23 protein-coding genes, 1 other RNA gene and 1 riboswitch are annotated in these 25,014 nt (G+C 67.5%); of the genes, 8 read left to right on the top strand and 16 right to left on the bottom strand.

The features are described 5' to 3' along the window. Positions 1 to 99: 99 nt before the first annotated feature. From QNI11_RS10410 to ssrA, 6 genes are all read right to left on the bottom strand, one after another. Positions 100 to 1,152: a HAMP domain-containing sensor histidine kinase gene (locus tag QNI11_RS10410; RefSeq protein WP_283983357.1), complete on the bottom strand. Its 1,053-nt coding sequence runs from the start codon at positions 1,150 to 1,152 to the stop codon at positions 100 to 102. A 69-nt stretch (positions 1,153 to 1,221) separates the two neighbouring features. Continuing rightward, positions 1,222 to 1,689, bottom strand: coding sequence for an SspB family protein (locus QNI11_RS10405; protein ID WP_100930534.1), 468 nt, complete (start codon positions 1,687 to 1,689; stop codon positions 1,222 to 1,224). Positions 1,690 to 1,751: 62 nt separating this feature from the next. Further along, positions 1,752 to 3,005 carry a chromate efflux transporter gene (gene chrA, locus QNI11_RS10400; protein WP_283983356.1) on the bottom strand — a complete coding sequence of 418 codons (1,254 nt, stop codon included), beginning with the start codon at positions 3,003 to 3,005 and terminating at the stop codon, positions 1,752 to 1,754. Between the two features lie 62 nt (positions 3,006 to 3,067). Further along, positions 3,068 to 3,433 carry a DUF4345 family protein gene (locus tag QNI11_RS10395; RefSeq protein ID WP_283983355.1) on the bottom strand — a complete coding sequence of 122 codons (366 nt, stop codon included), beginning with the start codon at positions 3,431 to 3,433 and terminating at the stop codon, positions 3,068 to 3,070. Between the two features lie 96 nt (positions 3,434 to 3,529). Continuing rightward, positions 3,530 to 3,781: a hypothetical protein gene (locus tag QNI11_RS10390; protein WP_283983354.1), complete on the bottom strand. Its 252-nt coding sequence runs from the start codon at positions 3,779 to 3,781 to the stop codon at positions 3,530 to 3,532. A 98-nt stretch (positions 3,782 to 3,879) separates the two neighbouring features. Further along, positions 3,880 to 4,229: a transfer-messenger RNA gene (ssrA, locus tag QNI11_RS10385) on the bottom strand. A 162-nt stretch (positions 4,230 to 4,391) separates the two neighbouring features. Here ssrA and QNI11_RS10380 point away from each other — a divergent pair. After that, positions 4,392 to 5,222, top strand: coding sequence for a phosphate/phosphite/phosphonate ABC transporter substrate-binding protein (locus QNI11_RS10380; protein ID WP_283983353.1), 831 nt, complete (start codon positions 4,392 to 4,394; stop codon positions 5,220 to 5,222). 24 nt (positions 5,223 to 5,246) lie between these two features. Further along, positions 5,247 to 7,130, top strand: a complete 1,884-nt coding sequence (locus tag QNI11_RS10375; protein WP_283983352.1) for an ATP-binding protein — start codon at positions 5,247 to 5,249, stop codon at positions 7,128 to 7,130. A gap of 51 nt (positions 7,131 to 7,181) precedes the next feature. On the opposite strand, the gene QNI11_RS10370 is transcribed toward QNI11_RS10375, so the two are convergent. From QNI11_RS10370 to QNI11_RS10325, 10 genes are all read right to left on the bottom strand, one after another. Continuing rightward, positions 7,182 to 9,767, bottom strand: a complete 2,586-nt coding sequence (locus QNI11_RS10370) for an HWE histidine kinase domain-containing protein (RefSeq protein WP_283983351.1) — start codon at positions 9,765 to 9,767, stop codon at positions 7,182 to 7,184. 27 nt (positions 9,768 to 9,794) lie between these two features. Further along, positions 9,795 to 10,355: a hypothetical protein gene (locus QNI11_RS10365; RefSeq protein ID WP_283983350.1), complete on the bottom strand. Its 561-nt coding sequence runs from the start codon at positions 10,353 to 10,355 to the stop codon at positions 9,795 to 9,797. A gap of 125 nt (positions 10,356 to 10,480) precedes the next feature. Next, on the bottom strand, positions 10,481 to 11,131 hold the full coding sequence (locus tag QNI11_RS10360) for an energy-coupling factor ABC transporter ATP-binding protein (RefSeq protein WP_283983349.1): 651 nt from the start codon (positions 11,129 to 11,131) through the stop codon (positions 10,481 to 10,483). Further along, positions 11,122 to 11,907: a cobalt ECF transporter T component CbiQ gene (cbiQ, locus tag QNI11_RS10355; protein ID WP_283983348.1), complete on the bottom strand. Its 786-nt coding sequence runs from the start codon at positions 11,905 to 11,907 to the stop codon at positions 11,122 to 11,124. The genes QNI11_RS10360 and cbiQ overlap by 10 nt, the downstream gene beginning before the upstream one ends. 3 nt (positions 11,908 to 11,910) lie before the next feature. Continuing rightward, positions 11,911 to 12,486: a cobalt ABC transporter permease gene (locus QNI11_RS10350; protein ID WP_283983347.1), complete on the bottom strand. Its 576-nt coding sequence runs from the start codon at positions 12,484 to 12,486 to the stop codon at positions 11,911 to 11,913. Next, a complete protein-coding gene (gene cbiM / locus QNI11_RS10345) occupies positions 12,483 to 13,100 on the bottom strand; it encodes a cobalt transporter CbiM (RefSeq protein ID WP_283983346.1) in 618 nt (205 codons plus the stop codon). The genes QNI11_RS10350 and cbiM overlap by 4 nt, the downstream gene beginning before the upstream one ends. A gap of 4 nt (positions 13,101 to 13,104) precedes the next feature. Continuing rightward, positions 13,105 to 13,890: a DUF4198 domain-containing protein gene (locus QNI11_RS10340; RefSeq protein WP_283983345.1), complete on the bottom strand. Its 786-nt coding sequence runs from the start codon at positions 13,888 to 13,890 to the stop codon at positions 13,105 to 13,107. A 142-nt stretch (positions 13,891 to 14,032) separates the two neighbouring features. Next, positions 14,033 to 14,238: riboswitch (cobalamin riboswitch) on the bottom strand. 100 nt (positions 14,239 to 14,338) lie between these two features. Beyond that, positions 14,339 to 16,948, bottom strand: coding sequence for an AAA family ATPase (locus QNI11_RS10335; RefSeq protein ID WP_283983344.1), 2,610 nt, complete (start codon positions 16,946 to 16,948; stop codon positions 14,339 to 14,341). Then, positions 16,945 to 18,075 carry a metallophosphoesterase gene (locus QNI11_RS10330; RefSeq protein ID WP_283983343.1) on the bottom strand — a complete coding sequence of 377 codons (1,131 nt, stop codon included), beginning with the start codon at positions 18,073 to 18,075 and terminating at the stop codon, positions 16,945 to 16,947. Before QNI11_RS10330 ends, QNI11_RS10335 begins: the two co-directional genes overlap by 4 nt. 283 nt (positions 18,076 to 18,358) lie before the next feature. After that, entirely contained in the window at positions 18,359 to 19,537 is a 1,179-nt protein-coding gene (locus tag QNI11_RS10325; RefSeq protein WP_283983342.1) for a cytochrome c3 family protein, read from the bottom strand. 165 nt (positions 19,538 to 19,702) lie between these two features. Here QNI11_RS10325 and QNI11_RS10320 point away from each other — a divergent pair, with 165 nt between their 5' ends. Genes QNI11_RS10320 through nqrF form a run of 6 tightly spaced genes read left to right on the top strand, consistent with a single transcriptional unit; the run spans position 19,703 to position 25,013 of the window. Next, positions 19,703 to 20,956, top strand: coding sequence for a Na(+)-translocating NADH-quinone reductase subunit A (locus QNI11_RS10320; protein WP_283983341.1), 1,254 nt, complete (start codon positions 19,703 to 19,705; stop codon positions 20,954 to 20,956). Beyond that, a complete protein-coding gene (locus tag QNI11_RS10315) occupies positions 20,953 to 21,735 on the top strand; it encodes an RnfABCDGE type electron transport complex subunit D (protein ID WP_283983340.1) in 783 nt (260 codons plus the stop codon). Before QNI11_RS10320 ends, QNI11_RS10315 begins: the two co-directional genes overlap by 4 nt. Then, positions 21,722 to 22,516 (top strand): FMN-binding protein, encoded by a 795-nt coding sequence (locus tag QNI11_RS10310; RefSeq protein ID WP_283983339.1) that lies wholly within the window; start codon positions 21,722 to 21,724, stop codon positions 22,514 to 22,516. Before QNI11_RS10315 ends, QNI11_RS10310 begins: the two co-directional genes overlap by 14 nt. A gap of 3 nt (positions 22,517 to 22,519) precedes the next feature. Then, entirely contained in the window at positions 22,520 to 23,182 is a 663-nt protein-coding gene (locus QNI11_RS10305; protein WP_283983338.1) for an NADH:ubiquinone reductase (Na(+)-transporting) subunit D, read from the top strand. After that, positions 23,179 to 23,793 (top strand): NADH:ubiquinone reductase (Na(+)-transporting) subunit E, encoded by a 615-nt coding sequence (nqrE, locus tag QNI11_RS10300; protein WP_283983337.1) that lies wholly within the window; start codon positions 23,179 to 23,181, stop codon positions 23,791 to 23,793. The genes QNI11_RS10305 and nqrE overlap by 4 nt, the downstream gene beginning before the upstream one ends. Then, positions 23,790 to 25,013, top strand: a complete 1,224-nt coding sequence (nqrF, locus tag QNI11_RS10295; protein WP_283983336.1) for an NADH:ubiquinone reductase (Na(+)-transporting) subunit F — start codon at positions 23,790 to 23,792, stop codon at positions 25,011 to 25,013. Before nqrE ends, nqrF begins: the two co-directional genes overlap by 4 nt. Position 25,014 lies beyond the last annotated feature (1 nt).

Below are 25,014 nucleotides of genomic sequence, written 5' to 3'. Positions count from 1 at the left end.
GGAAAGCGGGATGCTGGGCAATCGTGCAATCGCGGCAAGGTTTACTAAGGCCGGTGCCGCGCGCCTAGAGACGAATTGCCCCAGCGGAACTGCCCGGGGTCAGGCCAGACGGGTTCCGGGCAGATGCACACGGAATACGCTGCCGCCGCCCTCGGGCTGGGTGGCCGAGAGCTGCCCCTTGCGCATACCAAGCAGCCGCCGCAGCCCGAGCAGACCGAAACCATGGCCGTATTCGAAGGGTTTGCCGTCGAGAAAGTCGAGCGTACCGCCGGGCAGGCCCTTGCCGTTGTCTTCCACGAGGATGTCGAGGCCTTCGTTCGTCGCGTCGGTCCGGACGCGGACGCGCACCCGGTCCTTGCCCGCGTGTTTCAGTGCGTTGTCGACGAGGTTGCGCAGGATGATCTGGAGCGCGGTGCGGTCGGCGGTCAGGCGGATCTCTTGTGCGTCGAGGTCGTGCTGCCCGCGCGGGTCGAGGACGGTGAAGATGTCGCGGCAGAGCAGGTGCAGTTCGAAGCTCTCGATCCGCTCCTCGGCATTGCTGGCCTCGCTGAAGTCGAGGACCTCGCCGATCAGGTCCTGCGCCTTTTCGCTGACTTCCGACATCAGGTCCGCGATCTCCCGCGCCTCCGTCGCGTCCTCGGGCAGTTCGTCACGGATCAGTTCGGACAGGCCGAGGATGCGGCGCATGGGCGCGCGCAGGTCGTGGGCTGCGAAGGCGAGGTACTGCTCCATCTCGCGGCGGGCGCGTTCGACCCTGGCGAGGGTTTCGATGTCCTTCTGCTGCGCGGCCCGGATGGGCGTCACGATGGTCGAGGTGCCGACGATGACGATGATGTGGTCGTCATGCCCGAGGATCGGCGAGAGGGTGGTCTGCACCTCTGTCGCGGAGCCGTCGAGGTCGAGCAAGAGGTCGTAGGTCTGCGCGGTGCGGGTGGCCATGACCTCCATGTGACGCCGATAAGCCGCTTCGCCAAAGGCGCCCTCGTAGACCTCGCGCGCGGTATGGCCCAGCACCTCCTCCCTCGGGCGGGCGCCCAGCCGTTCGGCGGCGCGGTTCCAGAAGGCATAGACAGGCCTGCCCTCCGGATCGGGCCGGAGGACGAATATCGGCAGAGCGACATAGTCGAGGATGGCGAAGTTCAGAGAGTTCATGCCGATGTCGCCCGAGACCCAGGCAGGATAGTCCCGTGGACGTTACGGCAGGCACCCTTTACGAAAGGTTCATTTCCGGAAACGGTCGAGGCTGACGACTTCGGCATCATGATGCTGCGCCTCGGGTTTGCCGGGACCGTCGCCGCCGGGCGTGGGATCGTCGTCGCCTTCGTCGTCCTCGCTGTCCTGGCTTTCGAAACGCAGGCCGAATTCCACGGAGGGATCGACGAAGGTGCGGATGGCATCGTAGGGGATCGACAGCCGTTCCGGTGCGTCGCCGAAGTTCAGCGTGACGGCAAAGCCCTCGTCACCGACCTCGAGGTCCTCGTACCAGTTCTGCATCACCACGGTCATCTCGCCGGGGTAACGCTGGGCCAGCCAGTCGGCCAGTTCGACCTCCGGGTGGCGGGTGTCGAAGGTGATGAAGAAATGATGATCGCCGGGCAGCCCATGCTCCGACACGCCGGTCAGAACCTCCTGGATGAGGCCGCGCATCGCGCGGTGCATGAGTTTTCCGTAATCAATACTGTCGGACATAGTTCGGCTTTCTGTTCGTTGCGCCCACCATATTGCTCTGGACGGAGAATGGAAGGGGGGAGTCAGACCTGCGCCAGACCCCAGCCGGCGAGCGCACAGACCGCCAGCACAAGTGGCACCGGTGCCTTGCGCGCGAACATCAGCGCGGCCAGCGCGATCAGCGGCAAGGCGTCGATACGCAGGGTCGAAAGGACAGGGAGCGGCAGGGACAGCGGGCCGCGGTCGATCGTCATGGTGTCGGCAAAGAGCGTGTGGAGGGCGAACCAGAGCGAGAGATTGGCGATCACGCCCACCACGGCGGCGGTGATCCCCTTGAGCGCGGCCTGAAGCCGCGGGCGGGCGAGCAGGGTCTCCACATGCGGGGCGAACGTGAAGATCCAGAGGAAACAGGGGACGAAGGTCATCCAGAGCGTCAGCGCCCCGGCGGCCAGTGCCATGCAGGGGCCGCCCTCGGCATGTCCGGCGAGTTGGCCCACGAACTGCGTGACGAGGATCAGGGGGCCGGGCGTCGTCTCGGCCAGCCCGAGGGCGTCGACCATCTGCGGCGCGGTCAGCCAGCCGCGGATCTCCACCACCTCCTGCGCCATGTAGGCAAGGACGGCATAGGCGCCGCCGAAGGTCACGACAGCCAGTTTCGCGAAGAAGGCGGCGAGGTCGAAGAGCAGCGTCTGGCCCGCGAGATGGAGGATCGGAAGGGGCAGCAGCCAGAGCACCAGCCACAGCAGGATCGTGGCCGGGGCGGTGCCCTTGCGGGCGGGGTCCATCGCCGGTGTGGCCGGTTCGTCCGCTGTGGCCCGGCTGCGCAGCGCCCCCCAGACCGCCGCCAGCGCGATGACCAGCGGGAACGGCAGGCTGAACGCGAAGAGGGCAAGGAAGGCCGCGACCGCCATTACCATGTCGGACCTGCGCTTCAGGGCCTTGGACGACAGCCGGCGCAGCGCCTGCACCACGATGACGATGACGCTGGCCTTGACGCCGAGCATCAGCGCCTCCGTCTCGGGCCGTGTGCCGTATTGCGCGTAAAGCAGTGCGAGGACCGCGATCACCGCCGCGCCGGGCAGGACAAAGAGCGCGCCTGCGATCAGGCCGCCGGGGATGCCGCGCAGGCGCCAGCCGGCATAGGTGGCGAGCTGCATCGCTTCGGGGCCGGGCAGCAGCATGCAGAAGGACAGCGCGCGCAGGAACTGCGCCTCGGTGAGCCAGGGACGCTCCTCCACCAGTTCGCGGTGCATGACGGCGATCTGTGCCGCCGGACCACCGAAGGAAAGCAGGCCGATGCGCGCGAAGACTCGGGTCAGGAGAGGGTAGGGCGTCATGATCCCCAAAGGCTTAGGGGCGCTTCGTGACGATCACAAGACAGACCGGTGCGGGGCCGGGCTCAGGCGGCGGTCGCGGGCCAGTTCATCGCGATCAGCCAGGTGGCCGGAACGGCCTCCAGCAGGAACCAGACGAAGGCCTTGGGCTGCGGCGGCCGGTCCATCACCATGGAGACGACGCGCCCGGTGGCCGCGCCGACGTAGGCGATCCCCAGCATGGCATAGGCGAAATCCGCGCCGGTGATCAGGCAGCACAGGCCCATGGCCACGAACAGCCCGCCCGCAGAGGCGCGCAGCTCGCTCAGGCCCATGGTGCTGTTGACGGGCTTCAGGTCCAGCGCCTTCGCGGCGAAGCGCGGGCTGACGAAGGCCATGCCGCCGAAGGCGATGGTCATCAGCGCGATGAGAATGTTGAGCAGGTCTGTCATCCGGGTCCGCCTTGCTGGTTCGCTCAGACGTAGCGGGCCGAAGGGGGGCGGCAAGAGCGCGGCGGACAATCATGCTGCCTTGCAGCAGCGGGTGTGTCAGGGGCAGGGCCGGTCGCCGAGGCCGGTTTCGTCGCAGGGGGGCAAAACGGGTGCCGGGCGCGGCGTGTCGCCGGGTGTGCCGTAAGTCGGGTGGTCGTCGTCGTGGCGCACGCCCATCGACAGATCCCGGGCTCGCTCCATCACGTCATAACGCATCGACTGGGCAGGTTCGGTCATGTGTCCGCCGGGCATCGGGCCGCCGCAGGCGGAGATGACGGAAACGGCGATGAGGGGAAGCAGGAGGCGCATTGCGGAACTCCGGTTTGTCCGGGTGACGTCTGCGTCCGGTGGCCTCCCAAAAGTGAGCGCAAACTGGCGGTCGCGGATGGGGATGGCACGGGACGTGAAGTGCAGGCTTCTGTTGCCAGGTGCCTGCGAACCCCGCCTTACGCTGCTAGGCGCAAGGACTTAGATTTCGGTCTCGTCACTGCTTACGCAGCAACTGCAACCGGAGCACGATTGTCGTTGGCAATTGTACTTTGTGAACCGATAACGGTGGTATCTCACCGGGACAAAGCAACATCTTTACGCGTTCGTCGATCCTGTTTCGGCCCCATTGTCCCCCAACGAAGGGATGTTTGGTGGAGCCGCCGGGTACCGCCCCCGGGTCCGATCCGTTTATTACATGCGCGTTTATGCCCATAGTTCCCGAAGGAACAGCCTAGATATAGGCGCCGCGCCGCGAATTGCAAAGGGGGAAATCGATACGAATTCCACGGGCTTTGCACCGGGGCCGGCTTCCGCGTTTCTTAACCGTTTTGATATTTATTCGGGCCCGACGGCGGGCGCGATGCGCCGGCCTGCGTGTTCCGCGGGCGGCCGTCGCGCGTGCATCCGGTATGGGAGGAGGTTCAGGTCGATGAAATACATGGCATCCCGTCTGCGGTACATGGCCGCCTTGGTCTGCATGAGCCTGGGCCTTTGCGGCCCCGCCGTGGCCGAGGAGTACAGCTTCGGCGTCGTGCCGCAGTTCGAGCCGCTGCGGCTGGCCTCCGCCTGGATTCCGATCCTTGAGGAGCTCGAGCGGCGGACCGGCCACCGCTTCGTCATGTCTGGCACACCGGACATACCGGCGTTCGAGGATGCCTTTCGCCGGGGCGCCTTCGATTTCGCCTACATGAACCCCTATCACGCGGTCATGGCGCACGATCACCAAGGGTATCTGCCCTTGCTGCGCGACGGGGGGCGGCAGCTTTTCGGTATCCTTGTGGTCGCCCGCGACGGGGGCATAGACGACCCCGCCCAGCTTGCCGGAAAGCAGGTGGCCTTTCCGGCTCCCAACGCGCTTGGTGCCTCGCTGATGATCCGTTCCGACCTTGCGCAGAGGTTCGGCATCGACTGCGTGCCGGTCTATGCCGCGACGCACAGCTCCGCCTATCTCAACGTGCTTCTGGGACGGTCGGCGGCGGCGGGCGGCGTGATGGCGACCTTCACCGCCCAGCCCGAGACGGTCCGCAACGGCCTGCGCATCATCCATGAGACGCAGCGCGTGCCGCCGCATCCGGTCGTCGCCCACCCCCGCGTCTCCGAAGAGGTGCGCGAGGAGGTGCGCCGCGCCTTCCTCGACATGGCGCACGATGCCGGGGGGCAGGCCGCGCTCGACCGGGTGCCCTTCCGCGAGATCGTGGCGGCGACGATGGAGGACTACCAGCCGCTCAGGGACATGAACCTCGAACGCTTCGTGGAATGAGGTGACGGTACATGAGGTGCCGCGATGACTGAGGACGAAGGACGGGGCCACCGCAAGCTGCGTTATTCCGTGCGCGGGCGTTTCCTGCAGATGGGCGCCCTTGTCGGTCTCCTCGGTTTTCTGCTGTTCTTCGGGATCTGGCAGCCGAAGGTTCAGCGCACGTTCAACGAACTCGAAGTCACTTTGACGGAGCGCCAGCTTGACGTTCTGGGCAACGCCCTGACGCCTTACATGCTGCAGAACCAGATCGGCGCGGCGCACGAGATCCTCGATCACGCGCAGATGAGTTTCAGCGCCTGGCGCGGGGTGGAGCTTTTCGACGGGGACGGGCGGCGCCTTTATCCGCTGGAGCACCCCGATCATACAAAGGACCACTACCTCGTCACCCGGCCGATCCTGTTCGGCGGGCGGCTGGTCGGCACGCTGGTCGTGCATCTGGACATCCGCGTCCACAGCGCCGCGCTGCGCAGCCAGGTCTGGCATCTGGGTGTCGTGATGATGGGGATCGTCGTGATCTTCGGTGTCGGCGGGATGGTCTTCCTGGACCGGCTCGTGCTGCGGCGGGCGTCGATGCTGGCGCGTGCCGCCAAGGAGCTGGCCGCGGGCCGCTACGACACGCCGCTGCCCAAGGCGCGGCAGGACGAGATCGGCCAACTGGTGGAAAGTTTCGCCACCATGCGCGAGACGATCCGCAGCAAGGAGCAATCGCTGACGGAGGCGCGCGACACGGCGGAGGCGGCGGTCGAGGCGAAGTCACGCTTCCTCGCCACCATGAGCCACGAGATCAGGACACCGCTGAACGGCATCCTGCCGGTCACCGACCTGCTGCTTGAGACGGAGGTGACGGAGGATCAGCTTGCCAAGCTGACGATCATCCGCAACGCAGGGCGGACGCTGAAATCGGTGATCGACGACATCCTCGACATATCCAAACTGGAAGCGGGCGAAGTGCTGATCCGTGCGGAGGAGTTCGACCTCGATGGCGTCGTGCGCAGCGCGGTGTCCGTCCTTGCCCCGCAGGCCGACGCGCGCGGACTGTCGCTGGAGGTCGAGATGGGCGCCGACTGTGCCAGCTGGGTGATCGGCGACGCCGACCGGCTGAGCCAGGTCCTGATCAACCTCGTGGGCAACGCGGTCAAGTTCACCGATACCGGCGGTGTCCGGGTGCGCGTCTCGGCCGAACGGGGGCGGTTCCGGTTCGAGGTGATCGACACCGGCATCGGCATCGGCGAGGCGGACAAGGCGCGGATTTTCAAGCGTTTCTACCAGGTGGCCGGGGCGCAGAGCAGCCGGATGTCGGGCAGCGGTCTGGGCCTGTCGATCAGTGCCGCGCTGGTCGACGCCATGGGCGGCACGCTGCGGCTGGACAGCACACCGGGCAAGGGCAGCCGTTTCCACTTCGCGCTGCCCCTGCCGGAGGCCGGGCATGCGCCCGACACGTCCGGCGATAGTCCCGAGGGCGCGGAGACGACGCAGCAGCCGTTGCGGGTGCTTGTCGTGGATGACAGCAAGGTCAATCTGACCGTGGCCTGCGCGATGCTCAAACGCCTTGGGCATGAGGTGGACTCCGTCACCGGCGGTGCCGAGGCGGTGGAACGCGTGGCCAAGGGCGGGATCGACCTTGTCCTCATGGACCAGCACATGCCCGACGTCGACGGGCCGGAGGCAACCCGCCGCATCCGCGCGCTGCGGGGGCCGGTGTCGCGGGTCTACATCTCCGGGCTGACCGCCAGCATCTTTGCCGAGGACGTGGGCAAGTGCCTTCAGGCCGGCATGGACGAGTTCCTTGCCAAACCGATCTCGCGCATCGAACTGGTCCGGGTGCTGAAACTGGCGCAGGAACATCGCGACGCGGAAGCGGCGCAGGCGTCGAACACCCGTCCGCCGCCCCTGTCCGCAACACAATAAAATCCGGGCTGCGCTGCCGCGGCGGGGATCACCCGCCGCGACGGCAATTCGTCAGCCCTTCCGCTTGCTGTTTGCCAGCCGCTCGAACGCCGATCGCAGCGCCGTGTCGGTGAACGGCTTCTGGACGATCTCGCAGGGTGGGTAGGTTTCGACCAGCGCCTGGTTGTCGCCGTAGCCGGTTGCCAGCACGAAGGGCACGCCCATGTCATGCAGCTTTTCCGCGACGGGCAGCGACTGTTCGTCGCCGAGGTTCACGTCCAGCACCGCGTGATTGGGGGTTACTGTTTCAAGCCATGCCATCGCGTCGTTGACGGACGAGGCGATCTCCACCGGGGAGGCGCCCATGTCCTCGAGCATGGCGGCCGCGTCCATCGCGATGATCAGCGAATCCTCCAGCACGAGGGCGGGACCGGCAAAATCGGCGCCTGCGGCCTCTTGTGCCGGCTGGACCGGCGCGGGCGACGGTGCGGCCTGTTCTTCGATCACCTTGGCGAGGACGTGCGGCGGCAGGCGGAAGTGGGCCTCGACCCCGGTCACCTTGTAGTGGATCCGGGAATCGCCCTTCAGTTCGTGCGGGATCGACGTCTCGATGATGACCGTTCCGAAGCCGCGGCGTTCCGGCGGCGACACCGGCGGGCCACCGCGTTCGAACCAGTCGATCAGCAGACCGCCCGCGTTGTCCTGCGATATATGGATGTCCACGCGCCCGCGGCTGTCGCAGAGCGCGCCGTACTTAACGGAGTTGGTCGCCATCTCGTGCAGCACGAGCGCGAGCGTGGTGTAGGCCTGCGGTTTCACCAGAGCGTCAGGTCCGGTGATCTTCACCCGCGCCGCCTTGCCGTCGGCATAGGCCGCGAATTCGCAGACGATCAGTTCCCGAAGCGAGGCAGGTTCCCAGTGATCTGCGGTAAGCTGGTCGTGCGCCCGTGCAAGCGCGTGGATGCGCCCGTCGAGATTGGCGGTGAAATCCTCGAGCGTGGCGGCGGAGGCGCGCGATTGCGACAGCAGCCCGCGCATCAGGTTGAGGATGTTGCGCACGCGGTGGTTGAGTTCGGAGATCAGCAGTTGTTGCTGTTCCTGTGCCCGCTCCCGTTCGAGGTTCGCGGCATCCGTGACCTTGAGGAAGACCTCGAGCAGGACGGTGCGCAGCAGGTTGGCGGCGTGCACCTCCTGGTTGGTCCAGGGCGCGGACCGCCCGGCCACGGTTTCCTTCCACACGTCGAACGACTTGCGCGGCGTGAGGCGCACGCCGTTCGGGCCGACGGTGACCGGCTTGTTCGGATCGCCCGCCCAGGACACCGTGTCGTTGATCGGGCGGCGGAACAGCAGCAGGTAATCCCGGGGCCGTTTCGAAATGGGGATGGCCAGAACACCGGCGATGCGATCCTCGTAATCGCGGGCGGGTTCGTGCACGTTGCCGAGGCAATCGGTGTAATAGTTCTGCGAGCCGATGGAGCGGTCGAGGAACCGCGCGATTCTGCGGACCTCCTCGGCGGTGGTGGTCGTGCCGATACAGGTCGGGGACTCGCCGTCATACAGGCACAGCCCGTCGTGCGGCAGGACCGACTGGATGTCGTCGCTGACCGCCAGCAGGCTCTCTGCCAGTTTCTGACCGTCGGCCATATGCGTCATCAGGCGGCTTTGCAGACGGTTGGTGTTCACCTCCGCGATCTTGCGCTGTCCGTCCTCGAACCGTGTCAGTTCATACGAGAACATGTGTGCGAACATCTCGAACGCGGTGCGGCGTTCGTAGTCGATGTAGCGCGGGCTGTGGTGGTGGCAGGCAAACAGGCCCCAGAGTTCGCCGTCCTTGATGATCGAGACGGACATGGAGGCATTGACGCCCATGTTCTTCAGGTACTCGATATGGATCGGAGAGACGGCGCGCGTCACGGCGAGCGACAGGTCCACGGGCGCGCCGTCGACCGTGTGGGGCGGAGAGATCATGCTGCCCGGGTCGTCCACATCGGCGATCAGCCGCAGCAGCGACCGTTTGTAGAGCGCGCGGGCCTGTGCGGGGATGTCGGAAGCCGGGAACATCAGGCCGAGGTACCTGTGAGCGCCGTCGCTCCGGGTTTCCGCCAGCACCTTGCCAGACATGTCGGCCTGGAACTGGTAGAGCATGACGCTGTCGAAACCGGCGAGTTTCTGCAGCGCGGTGGTAGCCCTGCGGGCGAGGCTTTCGAGGTCGGCACAGCCCTTCAGCTGAAGGATCTGGGGGTAGACCTCGGACATGACATCGCGGCCGTGCGAGACCGCGCGCGGCTCGAACTCCACGATCATGTGGCGTCCGCTGCCGTGCAGGGACACGTCGAAGGTCCGGTTGTCGTTCTGCAGGGTCATGCCGAACAGCCGTACCACGCCATCCGGCGTGTCGGTGAGGTGCATGCTCTTGCGCATCCGTTCGAAACCGTCGTGGACGATCAGGTCCTGCAAGGGACGGCCGATCGCGCTGTCATGGCCGATGCCGAGGATGTCGTGAAGATTTTCGGAGGCGTGTTGGACGATCCAGTCCGTCGAGACGGCAAGCAGGGCGCCGTAGGACTGTACCCGACCCAGCTGGTGGATCGGTTCGCGGTCGCAATTGGTGAGGTCCACGCTGTCGCTGTCGGAACCCGAAGCCCTTGCGATTTTCATATAGGCGACCCTTTCAGTCCGGTTGGTTCAGGAGACATGCGCTGCGGCTGCGCGGTCGAAGATTTTGAATGCTTCCGTGGCGTCCGCGACAATGCGGTCGGCCTCGGGACTGCGCGCGGCCATAGAGTCCAGGCCAGCGCAATGGCGCTGCCAGACCGGTCCGACCGGAGGGGCAAGAAAATAGGATGGCATGGCGATGTCCGGATCCGCCTTGACCAGCCTGCGCCGGATCACCTCAGTTCCCAACCGCGATCCCAGCACAATGTAGTCGATTGCCACAGGATGCAGCGGCTGGCCAGCTTGACCTTGCGTAGGCCCGGGGCCGACATCGGCAAAAAGCCGCATCAGAAGATCTACGATGATTTCCCGGCTGAGGAGGGACCTGTTGTCGGCGGTGCGGCGGCACAGCGCAAGAAGGGCTTCCTGCTGGACGCGGAGGAAGTCGTTGAGGCGGGCATGCGGATCGTGGAAGACGTTGTCGAAACGGTGTTCCACACGGGCATGTTCCGGGCCGGTGTCGTTACGAATCCTGTGCCTGAGAGACAGCGTATCCTGCCCTCCGGACAGCGATACATCTGCGAATAACATCAACGTAAGGTCACCTTCCTAGAAGTCCAGAGTCGTAGAACGCGGAAACACTGCAATCGTTCCGCAGAATTATTAACATTCCGCATTTTTTTCTGGAGGGCTTCGAAGGTGGTAAATGCGCCTCTTCAGGCGTGTACGAGTTTGCCGTCGCTCAACTCGACGGAGTCGGGCGCCAGCCTGTCGCGGAACCTCGGATCGTGGCTGACCAGCAGGATGGCCTGGGGCAGGGCGTGGAGGATTTCCAGGAGACGTGCTTCGTTGCGTGTGTCGAGCGCGTTGGTCGGTTCGTCCAGCAGCAGCGCCTCAGGCTCCATCACCAGCACGGTCGCCAGGGTGACCAGCCGCTTCTCGCCCCCGGACAGCTTGTGAGTGATCCGGTTGCGCAGGTGGGTCAGGCCCAGGTCGCCCAGAACGCGGTCGACCATTGCCAGCGCCTCTTCCCGGCTGCGGCCGAGGTTCAGGGGCCCAAAGGCCACGTCCTCTGCCACGGTCGGGCAGAACAGCTGATCGTCGGGGTCCTGGAACACCAGTCCGACCCGGCGGCGCACCTCGTGGAAGTCCGCCTCGGTCACGCGCTGGGTGCCGAAAACGCGGATCGTGCCGCTGTCGGGCCGTTGCAGTCCAAGGATCAGCCGCAGCAGCGTCGACTTGCCCGCGCCGTTCGGGCCGGTCAGCGACAGGCGCTGACACGGTTCAAGCCTCAGGTTCGCGCCCTTCAGGACGGGGTCGTGGCCCGGGTAGCCGAAGTGCACGTCTTCGATGTCGATTAGGGCCATGTGACGTCCAACCGAAGGAGCGTTGCGCAGATGACCACGAGAAGCAGGCCGAACATGGCGTCGCGGCGGGTGTAGACGAAGTCCTGGAGGAGCACGATGCGCCCCGAAAACCCCCGGCATTTCATCGCGGCGAGAATGCGCTCGGACCGCTCGATCGCGCGCACCAGCATCATTCCCACGAGGTAGCCGAAGGTGCGATAGGTGTGCCACGAGGTCGTGGGGCGGAAGGCCCGGACCTTCATCGCGGCGCGCAGGCGGAGGTATTCCTCGCGCAGGACCTCGATGTAGCGGATGGTGAACATCATCAGGTGCACGAGTTTCTCCGGACACCGCAGCCGGTAGAGCGCATGTCCCATGGTGACCGGCTCCATCGACCCGACCAGCGTCATGAGAGCGAGGATGACCGCGTTGGCAGTCAGCGCGATCTCGACCGCCTGTCTGAGACCCTGCCATGTCGCGTCGAAGCCCCAGACAGAGAAGATCACGTCGCCGGGCACGGTGAACGGAAAGAGCACCAGCATGAAGATGATGAAGCCGTCCATCGCCGCCATGCGCTTCAGCGTCGGCAGGATGGGCAGGCGCGAGAGCAAGAGGAAGGCGGCGGAGACGACAAGCGCCGCCAGCAGCGCAGCCAACGATGACAGCGCGACGACCACGACGCCGAAGACGCAGGCGCCCAGGATGCGGGTGCGCGGGTCGAGCTGGTTCACCGCGGTCAGGCCCGGTGCCCCGGTATCGGCCAGCGTCTTCTGCGCCTGTGTCAGCACGTGACCCATGGATCAGACCGCCATCTTGCGTCGGGCCGCGATGTAGAATCCCAGGCCGAACAGGCCGAGGATGTAGCCCAGCCCGCCAAGGATGGCCTGCAGGTCGTTCTTCTCCTTGTAGGCGGCGATTTCGCGGCGCAGGGGACGGATCTCGTCCCGGACGGCTTCGGCGATGACGTCACGCTGCTCTGCCGTCAGCCCGGCGACTGCGGCCGGGGTGGTTGCGTCGGAGGTCGCGGCGGGCGGCGGGGTCTCGATCACCGGCTTGCCGAGGATGGCGGCCACGTCTTCGGCGGGCAGGGTGGTCATTGCCACGTGCCCGGCGCCCAGATCGGCGCGAAAGCGATGCTCGACCGGCTGTTCCGGGGTGAAGGCGAAGAAGCCATCGGCATCGGTGACCGCGCGCCCCAGTTCGGTGCCGTCGGGGGCGGTGACGATCACCTCCTCGCCGACGGCCATTTCGCCGTTGGAGAAGCCGATCTCGCCCTCGATGGCGGACCCGGAGGGAAAGACGGCGGCGATGACCTTGTGGGCCTGGGCGGGCAGGGGCAGCGCCATGAGCGCGGCGGCAAGGGCGAGGCGTTTCATGTTGTGCCTCTCTGCAGCGCAAAGAACAGGTCCGGCTTGACCTTGCGGGCCAGCAGGACAGCAAATCCGGTCAACAGCCCCTCGATGATCATCACCGGAATATGGGCGACGAACACCAGCTTGGCCGCCGGGATGAAGGCATCGCCCGACAGCGCGAGGGAAAAGCCCACGAAAAGGGTCGTCGCGGCGATGCTGAAGGTGCCGCCGACCGCGCCCCAGATGGCGCCCGCCACCGGCGTCCCGCGCGAGATGAGACGCCCGAAGAGGATGCCCGCCAGGACGGCGGGCAATGCGATGTTCAGCGTGTTGACCCCGAGCACGGTGAGCCCCCCGAACCCGAAGAACACCGCCTGAAGCAGCAGCCCCACGAAGAGCGCCGGAAAGGCGGCCCAGCCGAGCACGAGCCCGGCAAGACCGTTCATGATGAGATGAACCGAGGACGGGCCGATGGGCACATGCACCAGCGATGCCACGAAGAAACTGGCCGACAGGACACCGGCGGCGGGGATGCGTTCCATGGTCAGCGACCGCAGGCCGTAGGCGATCCCGCCCGCCGCCAGTACGGCCCCGCCGATCACGACCGGGTTGGAAAGGGCTCCGTCCACGATGTGCATGGCGTCACTCCAGTTCCCAGGCGCGGATCCAGATCACGGCGTCCTGGCTGAGTTCCTTGCCCTCGTGCTCGGTCACCGGGCCCACGCCGAGCGCGGCAAAGCCCCAGTGTCCGGCCCTCGGGATGCCGAAGGTGAAATACCCGTTGTCGTCGGAGAGGACCACGACGGCACCGCCGGGCGGCGGGCTGACCACCGGATCGGTGGCGCGCGCTTGGTTCATGTCAGGCTCGGCCGCCATGAACTCCACCTCGATCTCGGCGCCGGCGACGGGGTGGCCTTCGGACATGACGCGTCCGGTAAAGGTGGAGCCGGCCAGCACGTTGTAGGGCTTGTTCAGTGGCAGGATCTCGGCCGGGAGGTCGACCGGGTTCATCCAGTCGGTGGGCAGTTCGCTGCGGTTGAGGAAGGCCTTGGTGTACTGCTGGATGTACTTGTCCTCGGATTCCTCGAAATAGGGCTGCGGGACGGTCACGAGCACGTAGTCGCCCGACCGTTTGACCGGGACACTGCCCAGAAAGGCCGGGGCCTCGTTCTCGGACCCGGTGAAGACGGTCGGTTCGAGCGTGTCCAGTAGATCGGTGCGCTTGCCGTGATGCACCATGAAAAATTCCCGGGGCGTCTCCATCTCCATCACGTAGCCGTTGGAGAAGGGGTGCCAGAAGATCAGCTTGACCGGCACGTCGCCGGGGCGGTCGATGATGGTGTCCGATGTATATTCGAGCAGGAAATGCGCCTGTGTCATCGCCGGAAGCGCGATGCACGCCGCAAGGGCACTCAACGTGCGTTTCATGAAGTCGTCCCTGTCCACTGCGCCACACCCGGCGCGCGTCGTTTCTGGACGCAGGGAACGCTCGACCCCATCCGCGCGGCGGAATGACCCGCCGCCGCACAAGGCCAGACGCGCACCCCGGCGTCCGGTGGAAAAGCGCCTCTTCCATGGGCGCCAGTCCGGCAGGTCTCCTGGCTCGCGGGTCATCGCATCTGGACTGGCCTTCCCGGATTTCTCCAGTGGCATATCAGCCCTGCTTGCCGCTTACAGTTGCGGGGGCAGCTGCAGGGTAGGCACTGGCGTGCCGCACTGCATTCCCTCTTTCCTCCGGGGCGTGAAAACCCCGGAACCGGACGTGCGATTTCCTTGCCAGAAAAGCGCGCGCCCGGTCAATTGCTATTTTTTGAGGGGTCGGGGACCGGCCTGACACAGGCGCGGTCCCCCGCGAAACGCGATGGGCGGGTGGGCGTCAGGCGTCTTCCGGCGCCACGGCTGAAAAGCTCAGTGCATGACCGCCCAGGTCGCGGAAGGCGCGCTGGCGGCAGGTCAGAACGATGATCTGGAGGTCGCCCGCCTGGCGGTGCAGCGCGTCGAACATCCGTTCGATCCGGTCGTCGTCGGTGAAGACCAGCGCGTCGTCGAGGATCACTGGTGCAGTGCGCCCGGCGTGGGACAACATGCGTGCAAAGGCCAGCCGGACCAGAAGGGCCACCTGCTCCTGCGTGCCGCCGGAGAGGACGTCGACCGGCTCGCTCTGGCCATCGCGGAGCAGCGCGTCCGGCAGCAGGGATTCCTCGCCCCAGGTCAGTTCCGCATCCGGCCACAACAGGTGGAGGAGCGGCTTCAACTCGCGGGCGATGGGGGCGAAATAGCGGTCGCGGGCTTCGTTCCGGGCCGTTTCCAGCGCCTGTTCGAGCCGCCGCAGAACCGCCACCTCGTGTTCGATCCGGGCCAGCGCTTCGCGGGCCGACGCCAGCTTTTCGGTCGTCTCGGCCAGCCTCTCCTCGACCGCGTCCCCGGAGGACCGGCCGATGCGCTCTTCGAGCCGGGCGAGGAGCAGCTTCAGTCGGGCGGTTTCATCGCGCGCACGGGTTTCCACGGATTCCGCGCGTGTGAGTGCGGCGCGCGCATTGGCGGGATCGGGCGCATCCTTGGCCTTGGCGGCATGTGCGGCCTGCTCTTGGGCCAGCGCCGCCTCCAGCACCGCCAGTTCGGAGGCCAGTTCGTCTTCCGTGGCGACACCGGACCGCGCAACGGCGTCTTCGGCCCGTGTCAGGCGGTCCTGCAACGAGGTCAGGGCCGTGTCGGCGCGCAGCACCTCCGCCCGGGCGTCCGCCAGCCGTTCCGTTGCGGTGTCGAGCGCGCTGCGGGCGATGTCCCTTGCCTCTCTCGCGGCGGCGAGGTCTGCCTCCGCCTGCGCCAGATCGGGCAGATCTTCGCCCTCCACGGGGACGGGGATCCGGGAGAGCGCGGCGCGGAGCTGTTCGATGCCCTCCGGCGCGAGGCTCTGCAGCACGGCCTTTGCCTCGGCGTGCTGCCGTTCCGCTTCGTCCCGGGCGGCGGCGGCATCGCGCGCGTCCTCCAGCGTCTCGGCACCGGCGGCTGCGAGCGCTGTGCGCAGGGCCTTGGCCGCGGTGTCCACGGTCCCTACGTCGTGCCCGGTATCGCCCGGTCGGATCTCCAAGTGACCGACACCGGCGATGTCGAGGCGGGCGGTCCGGGCGAGGGGGACCGCCTGTCCGCCGGGCAGAGCAGCGTCGCCGAAACGGATCGCTCCTTCGGAGCCTGCCGTGTAATGGGCGATGACTTGCGTGGCGGTGGCGTCGCGGGCGGCGATGGCGGCGGCATGGGCATTGGCCAGCGTCTCGATCCGGCGCAGCGCCGTGGCGTCCGGCCCGTTGCGGGCGGCGCCTGCCGCCGTCTCCATCCGGCGGCGCATCTCCTCCGCCTGCGCGATGCGGTTTTCCAGTTCGTTGCGGCGTTCCGCCCCGTCGCGCGCGGCCTCTGCCCGTTGCGCGGCATTGCGGGTGGCCTCTGCTTTCGACAGGGCAGCCTCTGCAGCGTCGAACGTCGTTTGCGCGGCATCGCGTGTCGCCTGCGCCTTGTCCAGCGCGGCGGCCGCGGCCAGTTTTTCGGTGCCGGTGGCCTCGACCTGGCGCGCGGCTTCGGCCCGTTCGGTCTGCGCGGCGCGGAGGGAGGCGAGTTTGCCCCGGGTCGCCTCTGCCGTCAGGCGGGCCATGTCGACCTTGCGGGCAGCGGCATCCAGTTCCTCGGCGTGGCGCATGGCGGCGGCATGGGCGGCGCGTGCGGTCTCCAGCTTCTCGCTGCGCTCGGCCACGGCGTCGGGGGCGTCCCATTCGGCAAGGTCGCGCCGGGCGCGCTTGCGCTCGGCCAGCGCGTCGTGAAGATCGCGGGCGGTCGCCGAAAGCGCTGCCTCCTGCTCGGTCAGAGCCTCCACCGTGTCGATGGCGGCCTTCCACGCGCCGCCGGTCTTCGGCTTGCCGGTGCCGGTGGCGAGGGCGGAGAGTTCGTCACGACAGCGCGCCAGTGCCCTGTCCATCCGCCGCCCGCCGGTCATCGCCTCAACCTCGTCCCCGACCGAGGTCATCAGGTCGCGGCGGGCTTCGAGCGCGGCCTGCCGTTCCTTCGTTGTGCCGGCTGTCAGATCGGTGACGCCTTGCCGCACCCAGATCAGCCCGGACGGCCCGCCCGCGTCGCCGCCCAGTAGATCGGCGATCCATGCCTCTGCCGCGTCGGCCTGCGCGATCAGCCGGCCGCCCTGTTGGACCGTCGCCGCGGGTTTTTGCAGCCAGCGCTTGGAGAGGGTGAAGCGGCCGTCGGCGGTCTCCAACTCGACCGTGACCTCCGGGGCGCCGCCGGCGTGCGGCCTGAGCGACGAAACCTCCTTGTCACGCGACCCGTGTGGTTTGAAGAACAGCGCCTGGATGGCATCGAAGAGGGTGGACTTGCCGTGTTCGTTGGGCTCGCAGAGCACGTTCAGCCCGTCGCCCAGACCGTCGACCTTCGCGGGTTCCGTGAAGCGGCGGACGTTGTTAAGGGTGATGCTGCGCAGTTTCATTCAGCCTCCTCCCGCACATAGGCGTAAAGCCGGGCAAGGGCATCGGCCGCCACGTCGCGATCCGCCTGCGACAGCGTCTCGGCGTTGGCGTCCGCCATCAGGCCGTCCGCCGCCATCCGCAGCGCGCCCGCCCGGTCGATCGCATCTAGGTCGGCGGCCTCGAACAGGGCGCCGAGTGCGTCGGTCCGCAGCTCGAAATGGGCAAAGTCCGGAGCGGCGTCGGCGGCCGAGTTCTGCAGGGATACCTTCTGCGGCAGGTTGGCCCATCCGGAAGCCGCGACACGCAAGAGGATGTCGCGCCGTCCGGTCGCGGGCAGCACATCGGCCAGCGCCGCCGCGGCGTCCTGCCGTGCGGTGAGGGGCAGGGCGACCTCCCGCCAGAGGAACGATCCCGTGGGGACCTCTTCGATGGCGGGCACAGCGCCCGGACCGTCGAGGCTGACACACAGGCAGACACCGCGCTGACCATGCTTGAAACGGTCCTGTTCCGGGGTGCCGCTGTAGTGCACCCGGTCAGAGACCGCGAGCCGCCCGTGCCAGTCGCCGAGCGCGAGGTAATCGAGCCGCGCGCTGCGGTCCCGGTCGGGCGCGATGGTGTCCCCGGCCTCGGTGAAATCGGTGACGCCTCCGTGCGCCAGACCGATGCGCAGGAGACCCTCGGCGCTGGTCATGCCGGGCAGGCCCTCCGTCGGGTCGCTACCGATGGCGCGGTAGGCCACGGGGCAGGGCAGGAGGACTGCGTTGTCGCCCAGTTCACGCGGGGCGGTTTCGGTGACGGCGATGACGTTTGAGGGGGCGTCCTTGCGGATCGTGTCCCAGAGCGGTTCAGCATCGCGCATGTTGTCGTGGTTGCCGGGCAGGAGCCACCAGGTCACGCCCTCCGCCTCGGCCATGGCGCCGAGCGCCTGGCGGATCACCGGGGCCGAGGGCGTCGCCGTGTCGAAGGTATCGCCCGCCAGCAGCACATGGGCCGCGCCGCGGCTGCGCGCCGCCTCTGCCAGTTTACCGATGACCGCGTGCCGCGCCTCCATCAGGCGGCCGCGGATGTTGCCGTCGGGCGGCTGCGGGATGTTGGCGAACTTCCGGCCGATGTGCAGGTCGGATGCGTGGATGAAACGGAAAGCCATGGCCTGCTCCTGGTATGCGATTCGTGCCTTCGCGGGAACGGAAGTCAGACTGCGGCAGGTGGGGGACAGAAACTGTCACGGCCCCTGCGCGGCTGTCCCGTCCTTCCTGGCACAGCCCGGAGGGTGGAGAGAACCATATTCGGGGCGACGCTCCAAGTGGGGACGGGATTATCCCTTCTCGCAGGAACGGGCGCGCCTGCGCCGGATGGTGGCGCAGACGCGGTCCTGACTGTTCAGGATCGTTCCGAAAGGGGCGGCCGGCCCAAACGGCGAAATGCCCGGGTCAGCGCCGCAGGTTCATCTCCTCGAGGTCGACGCCCAGTGGGTCGCTCAGGTCGGCAATGGAATCGTAGAGGAGTTCGAGCGTATAGAGCGGGTTGTGTGCGTAGTTGCCCGGATCGGCGGTGACCAGCTTCCAGTTGAAGGCGGCCCGCAGGCTGCGCGGGGTCCAGGACTTGTAGGCCACCGGACTGCCGTCTTCCATGTCGATGGCGCCGTCGCCGTTGGCATCGGCAAAGAAATAGGGGTAGCGCGTGCCATCGTAGATCACCGGCGCCCCGGCGACTTCGGTGGTGTAGGCGCGGATCATGTCCATCAGCGTCCCGGCATTGGCGGCGATGTCGGAATGGATGCCGACGTCGGTCTTGCCGCTGCCGTCGTAGCTTTGCCGGGCGATGCGGATGTCCTCGGGGGACTCGGCCTCGTGGCAGGTCTGGCAGGGTTCGAAAACGATCTCCAGCGTGTGCGGTTCGTGGCAAGAGTTGCAGCTTTCCACGGGCTTGGCGTGGAAGAACCGCCCGGAGTAGGTCTGGCCCTCGTAGTGATACCCCGCCTCGCCGTAACCGCCGAGCCAGGTGGCCGCAGCCGTAGCGTAGTGCGGGTTGATGAAGCCGAGATCGGCGTTGGGTTCGTCGACGGGCAGGCCCGCGATTGCCTTTTCCACGTCCGCCCCCGCCGACCGGCCCTGGTGGCAGGTCAGGCAAGACGCTTCGACGCCCGTCACCGGATGCACCACGCCGCTGGGGAAGGTGATCTCGCGCACCTCTGCCAGCCCGGCGTTATGGCACGTGCCGCAATCGACGACGCCGCCGGTGTTGATCGGGCCGTCCACGACACCGGCCTCCGTGCCGTCCAGCCCGTGGAAATCGCGGAACCCTTCGCCCGAATGGCAGGTGGCACAGCGCGCGTTGACCTCGCCCTCGTCGTCCCAGTGGCGGAACGCTTCGGCGGCGGCATTGGCATGGGCAGAGCGGAACCAGTCCTGGATCGCCTTGTCGTTGTCGATGTTGATCTCGGACGGCGAGAACGGGCCGGACTGCGGAAGCGCGAAGGGGATGACGGGGGCCTCGCCCTCCGCGTCGTCGGAGGCTGACTGCGCGGTTGCGGACGCGGAGAACAGCAGGCCCGCGATCACGCCCGCGGCAAGGGACGGCACGAGCGATCCGGGGAAGGGTGACGGCATGGGCAATCTCCTTTCGAAGCAGGTTTGCGATTGCAGCAAGGATCGCGCGGTTGCGAAAAGATGGCATTGATTCAAATCATATCGTGGACCGAAAGCCGCCGTTAACCTTCAACTTCGAGGCGTTTTCAACAGGCGCGCAAGGCACCGCAACCGAGTGGGAGAAGGATGGGTTTTTTCAGGGCGGGAAAGGGACTGGTCCCGGCGATCGCCGCATTGCCGGAACGCCGTGAGGACACTTGCGTCACGACGGAAGAGGCGGCGGTCCTGCCGCCCGCGGGTCCGATCCTGCACGTCACGCCTCTGGTCGCCGAAGGTGACCGCGTGGCGCAGGGAGAGGCCGTCGCCCACCTGCGTCATGCGCCCGGGATTCGTCTGACCGCTCCCATCGCCGGAACCGTGGCGCGGATCGTCATGCGTCCCGGGCGCAGGCTGGTGGAATTCGTGCTGTTCCGCGACGGCGACGCGGTTGTCCGGCACGAAACGAGCGACCAGACCCCTGACGGGTTGCGCCGTCTCTTCCAGGCGTCGGGGGCCTGGCCCCTGCTGCGCAGGCGGCCCTTCGGCGGAATGCCCGATGCAGAGGAGGTGCCCGCCGCGATCCTCGTCATGGCGACCGACACGCGCCCGGGTGCCCCCGATCCCGGCGCGGCGCTTGAAGGGCGGGAGGAGGACTTTGCCCGGGGTGTTGGCGCGCTGCAGAAGCTGACCGATGGCCCGGTGATCGTCTTTGCCCAGGCGGACGCGTTGCCCACCGGGCTGTCGCTGAGCGCGCAGGTGGTGCATCGCGGCCGCCGTCATCCACAGGGATTGCCTGGGATCTGCTGCCACGAGGTCTTTCCCGCGGGGCTTGGCGCGCCGGTCTGGGACATACATTCCGAAGACGTGGCGGCCATGGGCGCGCTGCTGGACACCAGGGTGCTGCCGGTCATGCGGCAGGTGCGCATCGGGGGCACGGGTCTGCGCGAAGGACGAAGCCTGCGGACCCACCCCGGCGCGGACCTCCGGCAACTCACCCGCCGGATCGTGGCCCCCGGACCGCACACCATCCTGTCCGGCAGTGCGCTGGACGGGCAGGTGGGTCACTGGCTCGCGCCGCGCGACCGGCAGGTGACGGTCCTGCCTGCACAGGGACCGGCGCGTCCTCGGCACTGGCTGGCGCAAGCGCTCGGTCGCTCCCCGCGCGGTCTGCCCGCGATCCCCACGGCGGGGCTGGAGCAGGCCTTCGCGGCCACGCTTCCCGCGGCGCCCTTCCTGCGTGCCCTAGGCGCAGGGGACGACGAGACGGCGATGAAGCTTGGCGTGCTGTCGCTGCTGGAGGAGGACGTGGCCCTGGCCGATTACGTGCTGAGCGAGAACGGAGAGATCGCCACCCAGCTGCGCACCATGCTGGATCGCATCCGGTCGGAGTTCGCAGCGTGATCCGGGGACTCTGGAACCGCGAAACCGTGGCCGCCGTGCTGCTTGCCGCGCATCTGCCCATCGTGGTGATGTGGATCGCCTACGGCGGGGCGGACACGCTGTTCCGGTTCGGCCTCGCGGCGCTGGTGATCGGCATCTGGCATCTCGTCTTCCTGCTGGTGCGCGCGCAGGCGCCGTCGCTGTCCGCGGTCCTCGCGGCCCTCAGCATCGCGATCCTGATGCCCGAAGATCTGGGCACGTTGCGCGCGGCCTTGGGCATCAGTTTCGGCATCGTGATGGGAGAGCTGGTCTTCGGCGGCTGGGGCCGGAACGTGGTTCACCCGGCGACGGTGGCGCTGTCTTTCCTCGGGTTCGGCTTCCCGGCCTTCGGCTGGCCCGCGTTCGACGCGCCGGTGGCATGGGCGGTCGTACCGGCTGCGCTGATCGGCATGGGGACGGGCGTGATGCCGGGCGGCGTGATCGCCGGAGCCGTCATCGTCGGTGCGGCGGCGGGCGTCTTCGGCGTGTTGCCGGTGCCGGTCCTGCATGTCGGCGCGCTGGTGCTGGTACTGCTGGTCGCCGACCCCGTCACAAGCGCCGCGACCCGCGGTGGTCGCTGGCTGGAAGGCGCACTTTATGGCGCCCTCCTGATCCTGTTTGCAACCGGGTGGACCGGGGCGGCGCCGGTGCAGATCGCCGTCGCCGCCGCGCTGCTGGCCTCGCTGGCGGCCCCGCTTCTGGACGAGGCCGCGCTGGCGCTCTGGATCGCCCGCAGAAGGAGACGTCATGGCAGAACGTGACCTGAACCCGCTGCGCCGACTGATGGCGCTGCCCAACGAAAGCCGCGCCAAGACGATCATCGTGGCGTTCCTCGTTTCGGCGATCTGCGCCGCGCTGGTCAGCGGCGCGACAGTGATGCTGCGCCCGATACAGGCGGCCAACCGCGCGGCAGAGGAACAGGCCCGGATCGCCTCGCTGGTGGCGGGTATTCCCGGCATGTCGGCGCTGCTGGAGCAGGCGGGTGGGACGCTCTCGACCGTGGTGATCGACCTCGACCGGGGGCGCGCGGCAGAGGACGTGACACCCGCAACGCTCGACGCGGCACTGGCAGATCCGGGCAACTGGACGGCGCTCACACCCGCCGAGGATCTGGCCGGACTGGGGACGCGGCCCGACTTCGTGCAGGTCTACCTGCTGCGCGAGGGTGAAGAGATCTCGCTCGCGCTGCTGCCGGTCAGCGGGCAGGGCTACGGCGGGCGGATCGACGCGATCCTCGCAGTGCAGGGCAACATGAACACGGTGGCCGGTATCGCCGTCACCCACCATTCGGAGACGCCCGGCCTTGGCGGCCGGATCGAGGAGGCGTCCTGGCAGGCGGGCTTTGCCGGGACCGAACTGCGCGACGAAGCGGGCACCGTCCAGTTCCGCGTGGCGCAGGGGACTGCCACCGGCCCCTACGAGGTCGACGGCATCACCGGCGCCACCCGCACCGGGCGGGGCATGACGCAGATCGTCCGCTTCTGGCTCGGCCCCGAGGGGTACGGCCCGCTGATCGACGCCATCGCACGCGGGGAGTTCTGAGCGATGGCACGGACCTCTTCATGGACCACGCTGACCGAGCCGCTGATCCGCCAGAACCCGGTGATCCTGCAGATCCTCGGCATCTGCTCGGCGCTGGCGGTGACAACGACGCTCGCCACGGCGCTGACCATGTCGGTGGCCCTGACGGTGGTGCTGACGCTGGCAGCGGGCATCGTCAGCACGATCCGGCGGCATATTCCCGACACCATCCGGCTGATCGTGCAGATCGTCATCGTCGCCTCGCTGGTGATCGTCATCGACCAGGTCTTGCAGGCCTATTTCGCCGAGATCAGCCGCGCGCTGTCGGTCTACGTGGGTCTTATCACCACCAACTGCCTCGTCCTCGGCCGGACGGAGGCCTATGCCCGCCGCCACCCGCCGCTGCCCGCGATGATCGACGCCTTCGGCAACGGGCTGGGTTATTCGCTGGTGCTGCTGGTGATCGGCGGGCTGCGCGAACTGCTGGGCAAGGGGGAGCTCTTCGGCGCAACCGTCCTGCCGCTTGCCAGCGAGGGCGGCTGGTTCACGCCACTCAGCCTGATGCTGCTGGCGCCCTCGGCCTTCTTCCTGCTGGGCCTCTTGGTCTGGACGGTGCGCAGCGTGTTGCCGGAGCAGGCCGAGGCGCCGGAGCACACGCCGCCGGGCAGAGCGGAGGTGACCGAATGACCGATCTGTGGAACCTGTTCCTGATGTCGGCCTTCGTCGACAACATGCCCCTGACGCTGTTCCTGGGCCTCTGCACCTTCCTTGCGCTGTCGAAGAAACCCGAGGCGGCGCTGGGGCTGGGCATCGCGATGGTCGGGGTGATGGGGCTGACGGTGCCGTTGAACCACATCGTCTATCGCTACCTGCTGGCGCCGGGCGCCTGGGGCTGGGCCGGGATGCCGGAGATCGACCTGTCCTATCTGTCGCTCATCGCCTTCATCGGGGTCATCGCCGCATCCGTGCAACTGCTCGAGATGCTGCTCGACCGCTTTGTGCCCGCGATCCACGCGGCTTTCGGGGTCTTCCTGCCGCTCCTGACGGTGCAATGCGCGATACTCGCCGGGAGCCTCTTCATGGTGGAGCGCAACTACACCTTGGCGCAATCGACTTTCTTCGGGCTGGGCAGCGGGGTCGGTTTCGCGCTGGCGGTGGCGATGCTGGCCGCGATCCGAACGCGGCTGGCCTATGCCGACCTGCCTGCGGGGCTGCGCGGGCTGGGCATTGCCTTTGTCCTCACTGGACTGATGTCGCTGGGCTTTGCCTCCTTCGCACAGATGGCGGCGTCGCAATGACGGAGGTTGTGCTTGGAAGCGCCGTGATCGTGCTGCTGGTGGTGGGGATGAGCCTGGGACTCGTGGTCCTGCGGCGGCGGCTGGTGCCTGACACCGGGCTGGACGTTTTGGTGAACGCCACGACCCACCTGACGGCAAAGCGGGGCGACAAGCTGCTGGGAGTGCTGCACAACGCGGGTATCGGTCTGCCCGCCGCCTGTGGCGGATCGGGGACCTGCGGGCTCTGCCGCGTGACGGTGGAGGGCGAGGGCGCGGGCGAACCGCAGGCGACGGAACGGGGCGTCCTGTCTCCCAAGGAACGGCGCGCCCATGTCCGGCTGGCCTGCCAGACCCGGCTGCGCGGCGATTGCGCGGTGACCGTGCCGGACGACATACTCAGTGCCGGGGGCGGCGTGACCTGCATGGTGCGCTCGACCCGGATGCTTGCCCCGCTGATCCGCGAGATCGTGGTGGACCTGCCGCCCGACCATCCGACGGAGTTCCTCGCCGGCGATTTCATGCAGGTCACCGCGCCGCCCTACAGCCTCGATTTCGCGACGCTCGACGTGCCGGCAGAGTTCGCAGAGGCCTGGGACATCGCGGGCTGGCGTAGGTTGAGATCGCAGTCCGGGGCGGAGGTGACACGCGCCTATTCGCTTGCCACCCGGCCGGAGGACACAGGGCGCGCCGTTTTCAACATCCGCCTCGCCGTGCCGCCTGCAGGACGGGAGGAGGAGGTGCCGCCGGGCTGTGTCTCGTCGTGGATGTTCTCGCTGAAGCCGGGCGACAGGATCACGTTGTCCGGGCCCTTCGGCGAGTTCCATGTCAAGCCCACCGACCGAGAGATGGTCTTTGTCGGCGGGGGCGTGGGCATGGCGCCTCTGCGTGCGATGATCCACCAGCAACTGGGGCGTGGCACGCAGCGGCGCATCCGCTACTTTTATGGTGCGCGCTCTGCCGCCGACCTGTTCTACACCGACGAATTCCACCGGCTGGCCGCCGAGCATCCGAACTTCAGCTGGACACCGGCCTTGTCGGATCCGGCACCGGGCGACCGCTGGCTGGGGGCTACGGGGTTCGTCCACGACATCCTGCGCCGCGAGATGAGCGCCGACCCTGCGCCCGAGGAATGTGAGTACTACCTCTGCGGCCCGCCGGTGATGATCTCGGCGGTGCTGTCCACGCTCGACCGGCTCGGCGTTGAACCCGAGCAAATCTTTTACGACGATTTCGGAGCCTGAG

The organism is Sagittula sp. MA-2, assembly GCF_030126985.1.
Lineage (GTDB): Bacteria > Pseudomonadota > Alphaproteobacteria > Rhodobacterales > Rhodobacteraceae > Sagittula.
This window is presented reverse-complemented; position numbering and strand designations above follow the sequence as displayed.

Excerpts from the sequence above, each read along its gene's own strand:
- QNI11_RS10360 (WP_283983349.1), bottom strand. The coding sequence starts at position 11,131 with ATGGCCCTAATCGACATCGAAGACGTGCACTTCGGCTACCCGGGCCAC.
- QNI11_RS10350 (WP_283983347.1), bottom strand. The coding sequence starts at position 12,486 with ATGAAACGCCTCGCCCTTGCCGCCGCGCTCATGGCGCTGCCCCTGCCC.
- QNI11_RS10340 (WP_283983345.1), bottom strand. The coding sequence starts at position 13,890 with ATGAAACGCACGTTGAGTGCCCTTGCGGCGTGCATCGCGCTTCCGGCG.
- QNI11_RS10390 (WP_283983354.1), bottom strand. The coding sequence starts at position 3,781 with ATGCGCCTCCTGCTTCCCCTCATCGCCGTTTCCGTCATCTCCGCCTGC.
- cbiM (WP_283983346.1), bottom strand. The coding sequence starts at position 13,100 with ATGCACATCGTGGACGGAGCCCTTTCCAACCCGGTCGTGATCGGCGGG.
- chrA (WP_283983356.1), bottom strand. The coding sequence starts at position 3,005 with ATGACGCCCTACCCTCTCCTGACCCGAGTCTTCGCGCGCATCGGCCTG.
- nqrF (WP_283983336.1), top strand. The coding sequence starts at position 23,790 with ATGACGGAGGTTGTGCTTGGAAGCGCCGTGATCGTGCTGCTGGTGGTG.
- QNI11_RS10330 (WP_283983343.1), bottom strand. The coding sequence starts at position 18,075 with ATGGCTTTCCGTTTCATCCACGCATCCGACCTGCACATCGGCCGGAAG.
- QNI11_RS10370 (WP_283983351.1), bottom strand. The coding sequence starts at position 9,767 with ATGAAAATCGCAAGGGCTTCGGGTTCCGACAGCGACAGCGTGGACCTC.
- QNI11_RS10325 (WP_283983342.1), bottom strand. The coding sequence starts at position 19,537 with ATGCCGTCACCCTTCCCCGGATCGCTCGTGCCGTCCCTTGCCGCGGGC.
- cbiQ (WP_283983348.1), bottom strand. The coding sequence starts at position 11,907 with ATGGGTCACGTGCTGACACAGGCGCAGAAGACGCTGGCCGATACCGGG.
- QNI11_RS10395 (WP_283983355.1), bottom strand. The coding sequence starts at position 3,433 with ATGACAGACCTGCTCAACATTCTCATCGCGCTGATGACCATCGCCTTC.
- QNI11_RS10310 (WP_283983339.1), top strand. The coding sequence starts at position 21,722 with ATGGCAGAACGTGACCTGAACCCGCTGCGCCGACTGATGGCGCTGCCC.
- QNI11_RS10320 (WP_283983341.1), top strand. The coding sequence starts at position 19,703 with ATGGGTTTTTTCAGGGCGGGAAAGGGACTGGTCCCGGCGATCGCCGCA.
- QNI11_RS10365 (WP_283983350.1), bottom strand. The coding sequence starts at position 10,355 with ATGTTATTCGCAGATGTATCGCTGTCCGGAGGGCAGGATACGCTGTCT.
- QNI11_RS10375 (WP_283983352.1), top strand. The coding sequence starts at position 5,247 with ATGACTGAGGACGAAGGACGGGGCCACCGCAAGCTGCGTTATTCCGTG.
- QNI11_RS10305 (WP_283983338.1), top strand. The coding sequence starts at position 22,520 with ATGGCACGGACCTCTTCATGGACCACGCTGACCGAGCCGCTGATCCGC.
- QNI11_RS10335 (WP_283983344.1), bottom strand. The coding sequence starts at position 16,948 with ATGAAACTGCGCAGCATCACCCTTAACAACGTCCGCCGCTTCACGGAA.
- nqrE (WP_283983337.1), top strand. The coding sequence starts at position 23,179 with ATGACCGATCTGTGGAACCTGTTCCTGATGTCGGCCTTCGTCGACAAC.
- QNI11_RS10410 (WP_283983357.1), bottom strand. The coding sequence starts at position 1,152 with ATGAACTCTCTGAACTTCGCCATCCTCGACTATGTCGCTCTGCCGATA.
- QNI11_RS10380 (WP_283983353.1), top strand. The coding sequence starts at position 4,392 with ATGAAATACATGGCATCCCGTCTGCGGTACATGGCCGCCTTGGTCTGC.
- QNI11_RS10405 (WP_100930534.1), bottom strand. The coding sequence starts at position 1,689 with ATGTCCGACAGTATTGATTACGGAAAACTCATGCACCGCGCGATGCGC.